A 14,532-nucleotide genomic window follows, 5' to 3' on the forward strand; every position below is an offset into this window, starting at 1 on the left:
CTATTTTTTAGATGCTGAATAAATGGTTGCTACACCAAAAGTTTGCGGCATTGCTACAACATCTATAAACCCAGTTTTTCTCAAAATATTGTTTAATGCTTCACCATAAGGAAAAGCCGCAGCAGATTCAGATAAATAACCGTAAGCTGAATTGTCTTTTGAAAACAATTTTCCAATAAGTGGAAGTATATTTTTGCTGTAAAATTTATATCCTTGTTTGTATGGTGTTTTATCCGGAACAGAAGTTTCCAGAATTACAAAAACGCCGTTTGGTTTTAAAACTCGTAAAATTTCGGCAAAACCTTTTTCTAAATGTTCAAAATTACGGACGCCAAAACCTACCGTAATCGCATCAAAATAATTATCCTCAAAAGGAATATTTTCAGAATCACCTAAAACTAAATCTATAACATTAGAAAGCTTTTTTTCTTCTACTTTCTTTTTTCCAACTTCAAGCATTCCGGCCGAAATATCAAGACCAATAATTTTTTCGGCATTAGTTTTAGCCATTAAAATAGCCAGATCACCGGTTCCGGTAGCAATATCAAGGATAACTTTTGGTTTAGAGTCAGAAACTATTTTCAATACTTTTTTTCTCCATTTAGTATCAATACCAAATGAAATTACGCGGTTCAAATTGTCGTAGTTGCCAGAGATGTTGTCAAACATTTGGGCAACCTGCTCTTTCTTACCTAAAGAAGAGTCTTTATATGGAGTTATTTTCTCAGACATTATTATAATTTACGCAAATATAAACAATCTAGTTTAACTGTAATTGAGTTTTTTAAATTGTCAATTAAATGTTTTAGAGGATGCATTAAATCCTTTTTTTGGACCTGCTTAAGCATCACCAAAAGTGGGTATTTTTAAAAAATCACCAAAAGTGGGTATTGTGTCCGGCTGATTTTATACTCAACTTTGTCAAAGTAAAAATGATGAAATTTTAATGATTGATAGTTTCACATTGACTTAATCAAATGGCCGCTTTTTTTGCACTGGCAGTCATTTGTTCAAGTGGTAGTTTTTAAAGTGTTGTTCTTGGGGGAATACTATTTTAAAAAGTGCGAAGTACGTTCTTAGGATTAAATTTGTTTTTGGAAATTTTAATTTTCTTGCCTTTAATATCTTAGTGGTATTTGTTATTAAAGGCGTTTTTGAGACTTGTTCTCAATTAACATTAAATGTTATTCATTATTTCAAATGTCTTTTTTCCATTTGAGATTTTTACAAAAACTATTTCTTGAGCGAGTCAAGACTAAAAGTCAATCGTTTTTAAAAAACATCCTCCAAAAGAGGGTGTTTTTTTATTTATTTTCGAATGTAAGTTTCATAAGTATAATCATAAAGATGTTTTTCATCTTTAAAATTTTCTTCAGATTCTACTAACTGCCATTCACTCTTACTGATTTTAGGAAAAAAAGTATCGGCCTCAAAAGTGTGGTGTACTTTAGTAATTTCAATTATATCCGTAAAAGGTAAACCCAGGTTGTAGATTTCTCCACCGCCAATGATATACGAATCTTCCTCTTCAGGGCACAATGCAATAGCTTTTTCAATGCTGTCTACAACAATACATCCTTCCGGATTATAATCTGTTTGACGAGTTATGACAATATGTGTGCGGTTTGGTAAAGGTTTAGGGAAACTTTCAAAAGTTTTTCTCCCCATAATAATATGATGATTAGTTGTCAGTGATTTAAATCTTTTAAAATCATTGGGTAAATGCCAGACTAAATCATTGTTTTTTCCCAAAGCATTATTTTCGGCAACAGCCGCTATCATTATAATCATGTTGCGTTTTAACTAAATTTTATTCTCTGTGTCTTCGTTTATTTTCGATTCTAATTGAGTAATTCTCTTTTGCTGTAAAGCAACAAGACGGTCAATTTGTTCTCTTTCCCATTTTTTATTCATAAAACGATCTGTGATATAGACTTTTATAAAATGTAAAATGAAGATGAAAAGCCAGATCGTGATACCCCAAATACACCAGTTTTGAGTTGTTCCTTCGCCAAAACCAAAAAATTTATTAGCAATAAATAAAAATAAACTCCCCAGCAGGAAAAGAACAAAATGAAAATATAAGATTTTTTTTTGTCTTAATCGCCTTCTGGCATACTCATATTGTTCGTGCGCTTCTTTTTCCATAAGATAAAAATGAGATTATAAAGTTAAAATTTATTTTCAAAACTTCATATTTTGACTGTATAATATTTCTTTCAAAATGTTCTTAGAATTTGAAAAGCGAAAAATAAAGCCTGTTAAATTATTGATCTAATTAAAATAATATACTGTTTTTGTGATAATCATAAATCGATTACAGTACTGTCGAATGTTCAGGTGAATTTATGTAATTTTATTGTAGAAATCTAAAAACTAAATAGTTATGTCTTTGAAGAAACAATTTATTAAAACGAAACCAGTAGTTAAAGTTACATTTTCAATAGATGCCAAAGATGCTGATTCGGCAGCAGTAGTTGGAGATTTTAATAACTGGAATGTAGAAGAAGGAACGTTGAGCAAGTTGAAAAACGGAACTTTTAAAGCTACTTATGATTTGGTTAAAGACGCGATTTACGAATTTAAATACGTAATCGACGGTGCTTATGTGAATGATCCTGAAGCTGATTTTTACAAATGGAATGATTATGCCGGAAGTGAAAATGGTGTTTTAGTTGTATAAAAAAATCCGCTTGAAAATTTTCAGCGGATTTTTTTATAATTATACAGCAACACTTCCTTTTATGGCAGGATGCGGATCATAATCTAAAAGTGTAAAATCATTAAAATCAAAATCAAAAATGTTTTTAATCTCCGGATTTAAAATCATTTTTGGTAATGGTTTTGGTTCACGGGTTAATTGCAATTCCAATTGCTCAAAATGATTATTGTAAATGTGTGCGTCACCAAAAGTGTGAATAAATTCACCCGGCTCTAAATCGCAAACTTGTGCAATCATCATCGTAAATAATGCATAAGAAGCGATATTAAAAGGAACTCCCAAAAAGATATCGGCACTGCGCTGATACAATTGGCAGGATAATTTTCCTTTTGTTTCTCCTTTTTCTAAATCTGGAGCTGCAACATAAAATTGAAAAAATGCATGACAAGGAGGCAAAGCCGCTTTATTGTTGGCAACATTTTCTTCAAATGATTTTTTAGTATCTGGCAAAACCGAAGGATTCCATGCAGAAACCAGCATTCTTCGGCTGTTTGGATTTGTTTTTAATTCGGTAATTAATTCAGAAATCTGATCGATTTCTTCGCTATTCCAGTTTCTCCATTGATGTCCGTAAACAGGTCCTAAATCACCATTAGAATCTGCCCATTCATCCCAGATTTTTACTCCGTTTTCCTGAAGATATTTTATATTAGTATCACCTTTTAAGAACCAAAGTAATTCGTAAATGATCGATTTTAAATGTAATTTTTTGGTCGTAACCATTGGGAAACCTTCACTTAAATCAAAACGCATTTGGTAACCAAAAACACTTTTTGTTCCGGTTCCGGTACGGTCTCCTTTTTGATTGCCGTTTTCTAAAACGTGCTTTACTAAATCTAAGTATTGTTTCATTGTTGCTTTAGGCTTTAAGCTTTAAGCTTTAGGCTTTTTCCTAATGCTTTCAGCTTGTTTTTTATGTTTTGCGCTTTAAGCTTATTGCCTAAAGCTTAAGGCTTACAGCCTTAAAATTATCTTTTCGAGATTTCGTCTCTGATTTTTGCTGCTTTTTCGTAATCTTCCTGAGAAACAGCCTGATCTAAAAGTTCGTTTAGTTCTTGCAAACTGTGTTTTGCATAAACGTCTCCAGATTGATTCGTTTCTTCTTCGTGACCAAAAGTTTCAGGATTAGAAAGAACATCGTCAATTTCCTGTGAACCCTGATCAGAATCTGAAGTGTTTGATTTTAAATAAATTCCGGCTTTGTCCAAAATGTTTTTATAAGTAAAAATTGGAGCGTTAAAACGCAAAGCCAAAGCGATTGCATCAGAAGTTCGAGCATCGATAATCTCTTCGATTTTATCTCTTTCGCAGATTAAACTCGAGTAAAAAACACCGTCAACTAATTTGTGAATGATAACTTGTTTTACAACTATGTCAAATCTTTCAGCAAAGTTTTTAAATAAATCGTGTGTTAACGGACGTGGTGGTTTTATTTCTTTTTCTAAGGCAATAGCGATCGATTGGGCTTCAAAAGCACCAATAACGATAGGTAATTTTCTTTCACCATCAACTTCATTCAAAATTAAGGCATAAGCGCCATTTTGAGTTTGACTGTATGAAATTCCTTTTATAGATAATTTAACTAGACTCATATATGTTTGTAAAAAAGGCACTTAGCACCTCATTTTTATGATTTTTTGATTGAAAAATAAAAGTGCAATTTTAATCAAAAAATATGGAACAAAAAAGCTGCCTATAAACAAAGATACAATATCTTGTTTTTAGGCAGCTATATTTTTGAAGAGAATTTTGAATTAAGAATGTTGTGCTTTAAAAGCTTTTAATTTCTCTGTTAATTTCGGAACAATTTCAAAAGCGTCGCCAACAATACCATAATCAGCAACTTTAAAGAAAGGAGCTTCTGGGTCATTATTGATTACTACTTTTACTTTTGAAGAGTTAATACCCGCAATATGTTGAATAGCTCCAGAAATACCTACTGCAATATATAAGTTAGTTGCAACTGGTTTTCCTGTTTGCCCAACGTGTTCGCTGTGAGGTCTCCATCCTAAATCTGAAACTGGTTTAGAACACGCAGTCGCAGCGCCTAAAACAGCAGCAAGATCTTCGATTAATCCCCAGTTTTCAGGACCTTTTAATCCACGTCCGCCAGAAACTACGATATCAGCATCAGCGATAGAAACTTTTCCAGTTACTTTTTCTACAGATTCTACTTTTACTCCAAAATCATTGTCTCCAATTGTTGGATTAAAATCTTCTTCAGATGCAGATCCTGCATTTTCGAAAATTCCATAAGAGTTTTTAGCTAAACCAAGAACTTTTACATCAGTAGAAATTTCTGTGATATTGAAAGCTTTGTTTGAAAAAGCATTTCTTTTTACCTGGAAAGGTGAAGTGCTAATTGGTAATCCAACAACATTTGATGCAAAACCAGCATTTAAAGCTACTGCAACTAATGATGAAAGATAAATACTGTCTGTTGTAGAAGAAAGTAAAACTACTTTTGTTCCTTCTTTTTCAGCAGCTTGTTTAATTACATCGGCGTAAGCCTTAGCAGTAAAACCAGCTAATTTATCGTTGTTTACTTTTAAAACTTTATCAACTCCGTATTTAGATAATTCACTTACGTCGCTGATGTTTACAGTTAAAGCTGTAACAGTTGTACCTAAAGACTCGGCTACTTTTTTTGCGTAAGAAGCTAATTCGAAAGCTACTTTTTTAAATTTTCCTTCTGCAGATTCTGCATATATTAATATTGACATAATAATTTTAGATTTTAGATTTTAGATTTCAGATTGGAAACTGAATACTTAAAACTGATTACTGAATACTAGATTACCTTCGCTTCGTTGTGTAATAAATTGATTAACTCATCTAAATTATCTGCAGAAACTAATTTCACAGCTGATTTTGGAGCTGGTTTTTCAAATTTCACTGCTTTTGTATTTACAGGAGCATCAACTGGTTCAAGAATAGTTAAGGCTTTAGTTCTTGCTGTCATAATTCCTCTCATGTTTGGGATACGTAAATCTTTTTCTTCAACAAGACCTTTTTGACCACCAATAATTAAAGGAAGAGTAGTGCTTACAGTTTCTTTTCCACCGTCGATTTCACGAACCGCTTTTACATTGTTTCCATCAACAGTTAAAGAAGTACAAGAATTTAAAAAGTTAGAACCTAAAATTCCTGCAATCATTCCAGGAACCATTCCGCCATTATAATCAAGAGATTCTTTTCCTGCAATTACAAGATCGTATCCGCCATTTTTAATTACTTCAGCTAATTGTTTTGCAACAAAAAAACCGTCAGTTGGGTTTGCGTTTATACGAATTGCTTCATTTGCACCAATTGCCAATGCTTTACGCAATGTTGGTTCAGTATCAGGACCTCCAACGTTTACAACTGTTACATTTGCACCTTGCTGCTCTTGGAACCAGATTGCACGTGTAAGTCCAAACTCATCATTAGGATTAATTACATATTGTACACCATTGGTATCAAATTCTGAATCACCATTGGAGAAGTTAATTTTTGAAGTAGTATCAGGCACATGGCTGATGCAAACTAATATTTTCATAAAGTATATATTTTGAATTTGTAATATGCTTTTACAAATTTAGAATTTAATTTGGAATAATTATACTATGCATGCATAATATTTTTTAAAACTATTACGATTTCGAAGATTATGTGTTTTGAGGTGGTTTTCATCGGAATCTTAAAATGAAAAAGCATTCATTTTGTCTGATTGTTAGGAATTTTGCAATTTTTGAAGATTAAACAATGGTTAAAGTTTGGGTCTGTAAATACTAATTTTTGAATTTCCCCGTTCTTATGAAAGAATTTCGGAGAAACAGGAATTAAACAAATAGATTAAAGTTTGTCAAAAAAATGGATTTGACAAATTAAGTGTGGGTCACACGTCTATTATATCGATTTCGTAAATATCACAATAATATTTAAAAAGTTAAAAGCTAAAGAGAGAAAGAACTTCATGCGATTTTAAATTCAATTTATGCTTTTAAGTTATTTAAAATATTTATTTTTGCTCTTCAGAAAATTCAACATACAATATAAAATATGAGAACAATACAATTTAGAGAGGCCATTTGTGAAGCGATGAGCGAAGAAATGCGTCACGATGAATCCATATATTTAATGGGCGAAGAAGTTGCAGAATACAACGGAGCATACAAAGCTTCAAAAGGAATGCTTGCTGAGTTTGGTGAAAAAAGAGTAATCGATACTCCAATCGCTGAGCTTGGTTTTACAGGAATTGCAGTAGGTTCTGCAATGAATGGTAACAGACCTATTGTAGAATATATGACTTTCAACTTCTGTTTAGTTGGTATTGATCAAATTATAAATAATGCTGCTAAAATGCGTCAAATGACTGGAGGGCAATTTAATGTGCCAATCGTTTTCCGCGGACCAACTGCTTCTGCAGGTCAATTAGGAGCAACTCACTCACAAGCTTTAGAAAACTGGTTTGCAAACACTCCGGGTCTTAAAGTTGTTGTACCTTCAACTCCTTATGATGCAAAGGGACTTTTAAAATCTGCAATTCGCGATAATGATCCTGTAATTTTTATGGAATCTGAGCAAATGTATGGTGATAAAGGTGAAGTGCCAGACGGAGAATACACAATTCCATTAGGAGTTGCTGATGTTAAACGTGAAGGAAAAGATGTAACAATCGTTTCTTTTGGAAAAATCATCAAAGAAGCTTTTATCGCTGCTGATGAATTAGCTAAAGAAGGAATTTCTTGTGAGATTATCGACTTAAGAACAGTTCGTCCTATGGATAAAGATGCTATTCTTAAATCTGTTAAAAAAACAAACCGTTTAGTAATTCTTGAAGAAGCCTGGCCATTTGCAAGTATTTCTTCTGAGATCACTTATATCGTTCAGGAGCAAGCATTTGATTTCCTTGATGCGCCAATTCAACGTATTACAACTGCAGATACTCCTGCGCCTTACTCTCCAGTATTATTAAAAGACTGGTTGCCAAATGCAGGTGATGTAGTAAAAGCAGTTAAGAAAGTGTTATACAAATAGTACACATTTAGAATACTCATAAAACTTCATCATTCACTGTTAATTGATGAAGTTTTTTTTTGCCCAGACAATGAAAAGAATAATTTTACTCAGCCTATTTTTTGTATTCGCATTTGCGGCTATTGCTACTGCACAAACGAAAGTGAGTGGAATTGTTTTGGACAAGTCTAATCAGCCGATACCTTTTGCAAATGTTGTTTTTAAAGGTTCAAACACCGGAATCGTTTCTAACGAAGATGGCCGTTTTTATCTCGAATCTCCAAATACTTATACCGCTTTATTGGTTAGTTCTGCCGGATTTTCAGATAGGGAAGTTCCTTTAGAAAAAGCAGTTAATTACGATTTTAAGATTGTTTTGAGCGAACCTCAGGCGCTAAATGAAGTTGTAATTTATACCGGAAAAACATCAAAAAAGAACAATCCGGCGCTTGATATTTTGAGAAAAATATGGGAAAGAAAACGTAAAAACGGACTTTACCAATTCAATCAATATCAAATGCAGAAGTACGAAAAAGTCGAGTTCGATATGAACACGATTGATAGTGCTTTTATGAAAAACAAGCTCTTTAAAGGAATGGAGTTTGTGTTTAATCATGTTGATACTTCAGATGTTACAGGAAAAACGTATCTGCCAATTTTTATCAACGAATCTGTTTATGACGTTTACGGAGATAATAAATTAAAGAAAGTAAAAGAGAATATTACGGGAAATAAAATGTCTGGTTTCAACGGGAATCAGCAGATTTTAGCTTTCGTAAAAGACCTTTATTCAGATTATAATATTTACGATAATCACCTTAAATTTTTTGATAAGAGTTTTACAAGCCCGCTTTCAAGAACAGGAATTGATGTTTACAATTATGTATTGAAAGACAGTGCTTTTATTGATAAAAAATGGTGTTTTAATATTGTTTTTTATCCGAGGCGTAAAAACGAATTGACTTTTAAAGGAGACTTCTGGGTAAACGATACCACTTTTGCGATCAAGAAAATTAATATGGGCGTTACTAAAAGTGCCAATATTAACTGGGTAAAAGATATTTATATCGAACAGGAATTCGAAGTAGATAACGATTCTGTTTTTCTATTGACCCGCGATTATATGATGTCTGATTTTGCTTTAAATAAAAAAGAAAAATCAAAGGGAGTTTATGGAAAACGAACGACACTGTATCGCAATCATAAATTCAATATTCAAAAACCAGAGAAATTCTATAAAGAAGAAGTCAATTTTATAGACAATGCGGTCTACGAGCGACCACCGGAATTTTGGGAAGAAAATCGTTTTGAAAAACTAAATAAAGACGAAGCAGGGATTTATAAAATGCTCGATACTTTGCAGACGGTGAAGCGATTTAAGCAATTGTATAATCTCGTCTCCATTTTAGGAAGTGGTTATATCGAGTTTAAAAACTTCGATTACGGACCTATTTTTTCCACATTTGGATATAATGAAGTCGAGGGTTTAAGGCTGAGAGTAGGAGGGCGAACGTATTTCGGACCAAACGATCCTTGGCGTATACAAGCTTATACAGCTTACGGATTTGATGACAGTAAATTCAAATACGGAGTTTCTGGAAAATGGATGGTCGACAAGAAAAAACGTGTTATTATTTCTGGAGGAAACAGGCGTGATATTGAACAGATTGGAGCCAGTTTAACCACGACAAATGATATTTTAGGACGAAGCTTTGCGTCTTCTGCCTTATTTACAACCGGAAGTAACGGAAAATTGACCAACATTAATTTGAGTAACATTTCGGTAGAAATGGAACCTAAAAAGAATTTTGTTGTTCAGGCAGGGTTTTCTTATCGAACATTAGAATCGGCATCAAAAACATTTAGTTTAGATTATTATACAACATTGCCAACTGCAGCAGACCCTATGGGAGTTGTAAAAAGTGATGTAAAACAATCAGAAGCCAATATTCAGTTTGAATATATGCCAAACCGTAAAACAATTGGTTACGGAGTAGAAAGAGATTTAGTAGACAGTCCGTTTAGTCATTTCTTTGTTAACTTTAGTTATGGTTTAAAAGGAGTTTTTGACAGTGATTTTGCCTACGAAAAAATACAGGTATTCTATAAGCAGCCCATTATCATTGGACCTTTAGGAAGATCTAACATTATTATAGAAACAGGAAAAACATTCGGAACAATTCCGTTAGGATTAATGAGTGTAATTCCGGGTAACCAGACTTATTTTACCATTGAAAATACATTCAGTAACCTTAATTTCTACGAATTCGTTACGGATCAATATACAACGTTACAATGGAATCATGATTTTGGAGGAAGGTTATTCGCCAGAGTTCCATTTATGAGAAAACTTAATTGGAGGGAATTTATAGGAGTAAGAGCGGTTCATGGAACTATTTCTAAAGCAAATCGTGAAATAAACGCTTCTGGACTTCCTTATAATGCACCAGAAAATGTATACTGGGAATACAATGCCGGAATTGGAAATATCTTCAAAGTTTTCCGTCTTGATTTTTCATGGAGAGGAAATTATTTAGATATGCCTGATGCTCACAAATTTGCTATAAAAGGATCTTTCGGATTCTATTTCTAATTATATAAGGTACAAAGGATCAAAGTTACAAAGTCGCAAAGGTTTAAAATCTTTGCGATTTTTTTTATGCTTTGAACCTTTGCCCACAGATTTTACGGATGTATGCTGATAAACGCAGATTATATAATTGCAGACTGAAAAAAATAAATCTGCTTTAACCTGTTTTAATCTGCAAAATCCGTGGGCAAAAAAACTTTGCGACTCTGCGCCTTTGCGAGATTCTTTTTTATTTAATTTTGAAATTGACTTAAAAAATATCTTATGCAAGAGGCCATAGATTTTCTAACCAATAAAAATCCAGTATTTCGGGAAATAATCGAAAAATACGGGCTTCCGCCAATACCAAAGCGTCCACAGGGTTTTGAAACTTTGGTATTATTAATTCTTGAACAACAGGTTTCTGTAGATTCGGCGAAAGCCACATTCTTAAAAATAAAAGCTTATACAACCTGTATTCCTGAAACGATGGCGATTTTACCCGATGAAGAATATAGAAGTCTTGGCGTAAGCCGTCAAAAAACAAAATACATCAAGATTTTGTCCGAAGCCATTTTAAACAAAGAACTCGATGTAGAAAGTCTGGCCTCAAAATCGGCAAAACAAGTTCGTGAAGAATTAATCAAATTAAAAGGAATCGGAAACTGGACAATTGACATCTATTTAATGTTCTGTCTTCAGGAACCGGATTTGATTCCGCTAGGCGATATTGCAGTCATAAATACAATCAAAGAATTGCTTGATATTCACGACAAACAAGAGATGGAAATCCATGCAGAACAATGGAGTCCGTACCGATCTTATGCCACATATTTGCTATGGCATTATTACCTAAGTAAGCGAAATAGGAAAATTATATATTAACTGTCTGTTATATAAAAAGAAAAGTATATTAATTAATGTATAAATACAGAGATTAATATACTTTTTTCATTGTAAAAAAGGATTGTTTAGTTACTTTTGCAGTCGAAATTATAGATATAATAAAAAACGAAAATGACCGCAGACAAACTAACAACTTTCGATGTATTAATCGAAATACCAAGAGGAAGCAGAAATAAATATGAGTACGATTTTGAAATCAAAAGAATGCGTTTCGACAGAATGTTATTCTCTTCAATGATGTACCCTGCAGATTACGGATTTATTCCTGAAACTTTAGCACTTGACGGTGACCCTCTTGATGTATTGGTTTTAGTAAACGAACCAACTTTTCCTGGATGTGTTATGGAAGTAAAACCAATTGGGGTTTTTCACATGGCAGACGATAAAGGACCAGACGAAAAAATTATTTGTGTACCAGTTTCAGATCCAATCTGGAATTCTTTAACTGACCTTTCAGATATTAACCCGCACTTAGTAAAAGAAATCGAGCATTTCTTCCAGGTTTACAAAGATCTTGAAAACAAAAAAGTAGATGTAGAAGGATGGGGAGATGTAAACGAAGCATTTGCAATTATTGCTGAGTGTACGAAGCGTTTTGATGATATCGAAAACAAACCAGAGGGATTATTTAGTATTAAATAATTTATACCCTATTTTATTATAAAAAAAGCAATACTGCCGTCAGGAGTATTGCTTTTTTGTTTAAATTCGTTTTTGTTAGATTGTTGACTATTAACCAAAACCATTAATATATTATGAATGCATTTATGATTTACCTGCCAATTGTCATGGCAGTTTTAGGATTACTTTTCATGGGAATAAAAAGGACTTGGGTTTTAAAACAAGACGCCGGAGACGGTAAAATGAAAGAGATTTCAGATTACATCTACGAAGGAGCCTTAGCCTTCTTAAAAGCCGAATATAAACTATTAACCATCTTTGTTATTATTGCAAGTTTAGCTTTGGCAGGAATTACTTTTATTCCAGGTGTAAAAACACATTTATTGATCGTAATTGCATTTATTTTTGGCGCATTATTTTCAGCTTACGCAGGTAATATAGGTATGAAAATCGCAACCAAAACAAACGTTAGAACAACACAGGCAGCACGTACAAGTTTGCCACAGGCACTAAAAGTGTCTTTTGGCGGCGGAACCGTAATGGGTTTAGGCGTTGCAGGTCTTGCAGTTCTGGGTTTAACTACTTTTTTTATAATTTTCTTTAATTTATTTTCTGACGGAGTTTGGAAAGACACTGAAACAATGACCGTTGTTTTAGAAACGTTAGCCGGATTTTCTCTTGGTGCAGAATCAATTGCATTGTTTGCCAGAGTTGGAGGCGGAATTTACACAAAAGCGGCCGATGTTGGTGCTGATTTAGTTGGTAAAGTAGAAGCCGGAATTCCGGAAGATGATCCAAGAAACCCTGCAACAATTGCAGATAACGTTGGGGATAATGTGGGTGACGTTGCCGGTATGGGTGCCGATTTATTCGGATCTTATGTAGCAACGGTTCTTGCTGCAATGGTGCTAGGAAACTATGTTATAAAAGATATGGGTGGAAGTATCAATGACGCTTTTGGCGGAATTGGTCCAATTTTACTTCCAATGGCAATTGCCGGTTTCGGAATTTTATTCTCCATTATCGGAACAACATTGGTAAAAATTTCAGATGACAATGCAAAAGAAGCACAAGTTCAAAAAGCATTAAATATAGGAAACTGGGTTTCGATTGTTTTAACAGCTGTGGCTTGTTTCTTCTTAGTAAAACATATGCTTCCTGAAACTATGCAGATGACTTTCTTTGGAGAAGGATCTAAAGACATTTCATCATTGCGTGTTTTCTATGCAACATTAGTCGGATTAGTTGTTGGTGGAGCTATTTCATCCGTAACAGAATATTATACAGGATTAGGAACAAAACCAGTTTTGGCAATTGTTCAAAAATCATCTACAGGAGCAGGAACAAACGTAATTGCAGGTTTAGCAACGGGAATGATTTCTACGTTTCCAACTGTATTATTGTTTGCTGGTGCAATCTGGATTTCATATGCTTTGGCTGGATTTTACGGAGTTGCTTTAGCAGCTTCAGCAATGATGGCAACAACAGCAATGCAATTAGCAATCGATGCTTTCGGACCAATTTCTGATAACGCCGGAGGAATCGCCGAAATGAGCGAATTACCAAAAGAAGTTCGTACAAGAACGGATATTTTAGATTCTGTTGGAAATACAACTGCAGCAACGGGCAAAGGTTTTGCCATTGCTTCTGCAGCTTTAACATCATTAGCATTATTTGCAGCTTATGTAACGTTTACAGGAATTGACGGAATCAATATCTTCAAAGCGCCAGTTTTAGCGATGTTATTTGTCGGTGGAATGATTCCGGTGGTTTTCTCTGCTTTAGCGATGAATTCTGTTGGAAAAGCAGCGATGGATATGGTGTATGAAGTTCGTCGTCAATTCAAGGAAATCCCGGGAATTATGGAAGGAACCGGAAAACCGGAATATGGAAAATGTGTTGAAATTTCTACAAAAGCCGCTTTACGCGAAATGATGCTTCCGGGAATTCTAACAATTGGTTTTCCTATTGCAATTGTACTTTTAGGGAAATTAGTTTACGCAGATAACAATCAGTTAATTGCTGAAATGTTAGGAGGATATATGGCCGGAGTTACAGTTTCTGGAGTTCTTTGGGCAGTTTTTCAAAACAACGCCGGAGGAGCTTGGGACAATGCTAAAAAATCTTTTGAAGCCGGAGTTATGATTAACGGTGAAATGACTTATAAAGGTTCTGATGCTCACAAAGCAGCCGTGACCGGAGATACAGTTGGAGATCCGTTTAAAGATACATCCGGGCCATCAATGAACATCTTAATTAAATTAACTTGTTTGATTGGATTAGTAATTGCACCAATTTTAGGTGATGGACATTCTGAATCAAACATTGCAGGAAAAGCTTCTTGCTGTGCAAAAACTGAAATGCATGCTGGAGGAATTTCTAAATGCGGAGATTTATCAGGAATGACAAAAGAAGAATGTATTAAAATGTGCAAAGAAAAAGGCTGTACTGAAGAAGAAACAGCAAAATGTTTAGCACATTTTGATAAAACCGGAAAATATCAAAAAACAGATTGTTTCGATACAAGTAAATATGAGAAAAAATCTGTTCGCGTTGACCTAAGAAATGACAATGGTAAAACTACCGGAACTGTAACTAAAACTGAAAACGGTAAAACAACCACAGAAGTTTACGAAGGAACAGAAGAAGAAGTTGAAGCAAAAATTAGTGCAGCAACTGCTAAATAAAACCAACTTTGTCAAAGTTTTAAACTTTG

At 33.9% G+C, this 14,532-nt stretch carries 13 protein-coding genes; 6 read left to right on the top strand and 7 right to left on the bottom strand.

What is annotated here, in order from left to right:
- From ubiE to J2Y38_RS06340, 3 genes are all read right to left on the bottom strand, one after another.
- Positions 1 to 732 (bottom strand): bifunctional demethylmenaquinone methyltransferase/2-methoxy-6-polyprenyl-1,4-benzoquinol methylase UbiE, encoded by a 732-nt coding sequence (ubiE, locus tag J2Y38_RS06330; protein WP_053470065.1) that lies wholly within the window; start codon positions 730 to 732, stop codon positions 1 to 3.
- A gap of 576 nt (positions 733 to 1,308) precedes the next feature.
- The gene (locus tag J2Y38_RS06335) at positions 1,309 to 1,791 is read right to left on the bottom strand and encodes a dihydrofolate reductase (RefSeq protein WP_073483376.1); all 483 of its coding nucleotides are present in this window, start codon (positions 1,789 to 1,791) and stop codon (positions 1,309 to 1,311) included.
- A 12-nt stretch (positions 1,792 to 1,803) separates the two neighbouring features.
- Positions 1,804 to 2,148: a 2TM domain-containing protein gene (locus J2Y38_RS06340; protein ID WP_309840676.1), complete on the bottom strand. Its 345-nt coding sequence runs from the start codon at positions 2,146 to 2,148 to the stop codon at positions 1,804 to 1,806.
- Positions 2,149 to 2,386: 238 nt separating this feature from the next.
- Here J2Y38_RS06340 and J2Y38_RS06345 point away from each other — a divergent pair, with 238 nt between their 5' ends.
- Positions 2,387 to 2,683, top strand: a complete 297-nt coding sequence (locus tag J2Y38_RS06345) for an isoamylase early set domain-containing protein (RefSeq protein WP_309840677.1) — start codon at positions 2,387 to 2,389, stop codon at positions 2,681 to 2,683.
- A gap of 39 nt (positions 2,684 to 2,722) precedes the next feature.
- Here J2Y38_RS06345 and J2Y38_RS06350 read toward each other — a convergent pair whose 3' ends face one another.
- The 4 genes from J2Y38_RS06350 to J2Y38_RS06365 form a co-directional block, all read right to left on the bottom strand.
- Positions 2,723 to 3,574, bottom strand: coding sequence for a thymidylate synthase (locus tag J2Y38_RS06350; RefSeq protein WP_073483372.1), 852 nt, complete (start codon positions 3,572 to 3,574; stop codon positions 2,723 to 2,725).
- A gap of 116 nt (positions 3,575 to 3,690) precedes the next feature.
- Entirely contained in the window at positions 3,691 to 4,314 is a 624-nt protein-coding gene (locus J2Y38_RS06355) for a bifunctional nuclease family protein (RefSeq protein WP_053470070.1), read from the bottom strand.
- 162 nt (positions 4,315 to 4,476) lie between these two features.
- A complete protein-coding gene (locus J2Y38_RS06360) occupies positions 4,477 to 5,445 on the bottom strand; it encodes an electron transfer flavoprotein subunit alpha/FixB family protein (protein WP_309840679.1) in 969 nt (322 codons plus the stop codon).
- A gap of 68 nt (positions 5,446 to 5,513) precedes the next feature.
- The gene (locus J2Y38_RS06365; RefSeq protein WP_309840682.1) at positions 5,514 to 6,260 is read right to left on the bottom strand and encodes an electron transfer flavoprotein subunit beta/FixA family protein; all 747 of its coding nucleotides are present in this window, start codon (positions 6,258 to 6,260) and stop codon (positions 5,514 to 5,516) included.
- Between the two features lie 503 nt (positions 6,261 to 6,763).
- On the opposite strand from J2Y38_RS06365, the gene J2Y38_RS06370 reads away from it, so the two are divergent.
- The 5 genes from J2Y38_RS06370 to J2Y38_RS06390 all read left to right on the top strand — a co-directional run bounded on the left by J2Y38_RS06370 (position 6,764) and on the right by J2Y38_RS06390 (position 14,503).
- The gene (locus J2Y38_RS06370; protein ID WP_053470073.1) at positions 6,764 to 7,741 is read left to right on the top strand and encodes a pyruvate dehydrogenase complex E1 component subunit beta; all 978 of its coding nucleotides are present in this window, start codon (positions 6,764 to 6,766) and stop codon (positions 7,739 to 7,741) included.
- A 70-nt stretch (positions 7,742 to 7,811) separates the two neighbouring features.
- Complete coding sequence (locus J2Y38_RS06375) at positions 7,812 to 10,313, top strand: DUF5686 family protein (protein WP_309840684.1); 2,502 nt, start codon at positions 7,812 to 7,814, stop codon at positions 10,311 to 10,313.
- A gap of 261 nt (positions 10,314 to 10,574) precedes the next feature.
- On the top strand, positions 10,575 to 11,174 hold the full coding sequence (locus J2Y38_RS06380; protein ID WP_309840686.1) for a DNA-3-methyladenine glycosylase 2 family protein: 600 nt from the start codon (positions 10,575 to 10,577) through the stop codon (positions 11,172 to 11,174).
- Positions 11,175 to 11,306: 132 nt separating this feature from the next.
- Positions 11,307 to 11,837 (top strand): inorganic diphosphatase, encoded by a 531-nt coding sequence (locus J2Y38_RS06385; RefSeq protein ID WP_291141347.1) that lies wholly within the window; start codon positions 11,307 to 11,309, stop codon positions 11,835 to 11,837.
- Positions 11,838 to 11,950: 113 nt separating this feature from the next.
- Entirely contained in the window at positions 11,951 to 14,503 is a 2,553-nt protein-coding gene (locus J2Y38_RS06390) for a sodium-translocating pyrophosphatase (protein ID WP_309840689.1), read from the top strand.
- Positions 14,504 to 14,532 lie beyond the last annotated feature (29 nt).

Source organism: Flavobacterium sp. 2755 (genome assembly GCF_031455715.1).
In the GTDB taxonomy this organism is placed as follows: Bacteria; Bacteroidota; Bacteroidia; order Flavobacteriales; family Flavobacteriaceae; genus Flavobacterium.

Excerpts from the sequence above, each read along its gene's own strand:
- ubiE (WP_053470065.1), bottom strand. The coding sequence starts at position 732 with ATGTCTGAGAAAATAACTCCATATAAAGACTCTTCTTTAGGTAAGAAA.
- J2Y38_RS06335 (WP_073483376.1), bottom strand. The coding sequence starts at position 1,791 with ATGATTATAATGATAGCGGCTGTTGCCGAAAATAATGCTTTGGGAAAA.
- J2Y38_RS06340 (WP_309840676.1), bottom strand. The coding sequence starts at position 2,148 with ATGGAAAAAGAAGCGCACGAACAATATGAGTATGCCAGAAGGCGATTA.
- J2Y38_RS06345 (WP_309840677.1), top strand. The coding sequence starts at position 2,387 with ATGTCTTTGAAGAAACAATTTATTAAAACGAAACCAGTAGTTAAAGTT.
- J2Y38_RS06350 (WP_073483372.1), bottom strand. The coding sequence starts at position 3,574 with ATGAAACAATACTTAGATTTAGTAAAGCACGTTTTAGAAAACGGCAAT.
- J2Y38_RS06355 (WP_053470070.1), bottom strand. The coding sequence starts at position 4,314 with ATGAGTCTAGTTAAATTATCTATAAAAGGAATTTCATACAGTCAAACT.
- J2Y38_RS06360 (WP_309840679.1), bottom strand. The coding sequence starts at position 5,445 with ATGTCAATATTAATATATGCAGAATCTGCAGAAGGAAAATTTAAAAAA.
- J2Y38_RS06365 (WP_309840682.1), bottom strand. The coding sequence starts at position 6,260 with ATGAAAATATTAGTTTGCATCAGCCATGTGCCTGATACTACTTCAAAA.
- J2Y38_RS06370 (WP_053470073.1), top strand. The coding sequence starts at position 6,764 with ATGAGAACAATACAATTTAGAGAGGCCATTTGTGAAGCGATGAGCGAA.
- J2Y38_RS06375 (WP_309840684.1), top strand. The coding sequence starts at position 7,812 with ATGAAAAGAATAATTTTACTCAGCCTATTTTTTGTATTCGCATTTGCG.
- J2Y38_RS06380 (WP_309840686.1), top strand. The coding sequence starts at position 10,575 with ATGCAAGAGGCCATAGATTTTCTAACCAATAAAAATCCAGTATTTCGG.
- J2Y38_RS06385 (WP_291141347.1), top strand. The coding sequence starts at position 11,307 with ATGACCGCAGACAAACTAACAACTTTCGATGTATTAATCGAAATACCA.
- J2Y38_RS06390 (WP_309840689.1), top strand. The coding sequence starts at position 11,951 with ATGAATGCATTTATGATTTACCTGCCAATTGTCATGGCAGTTTTAGGA.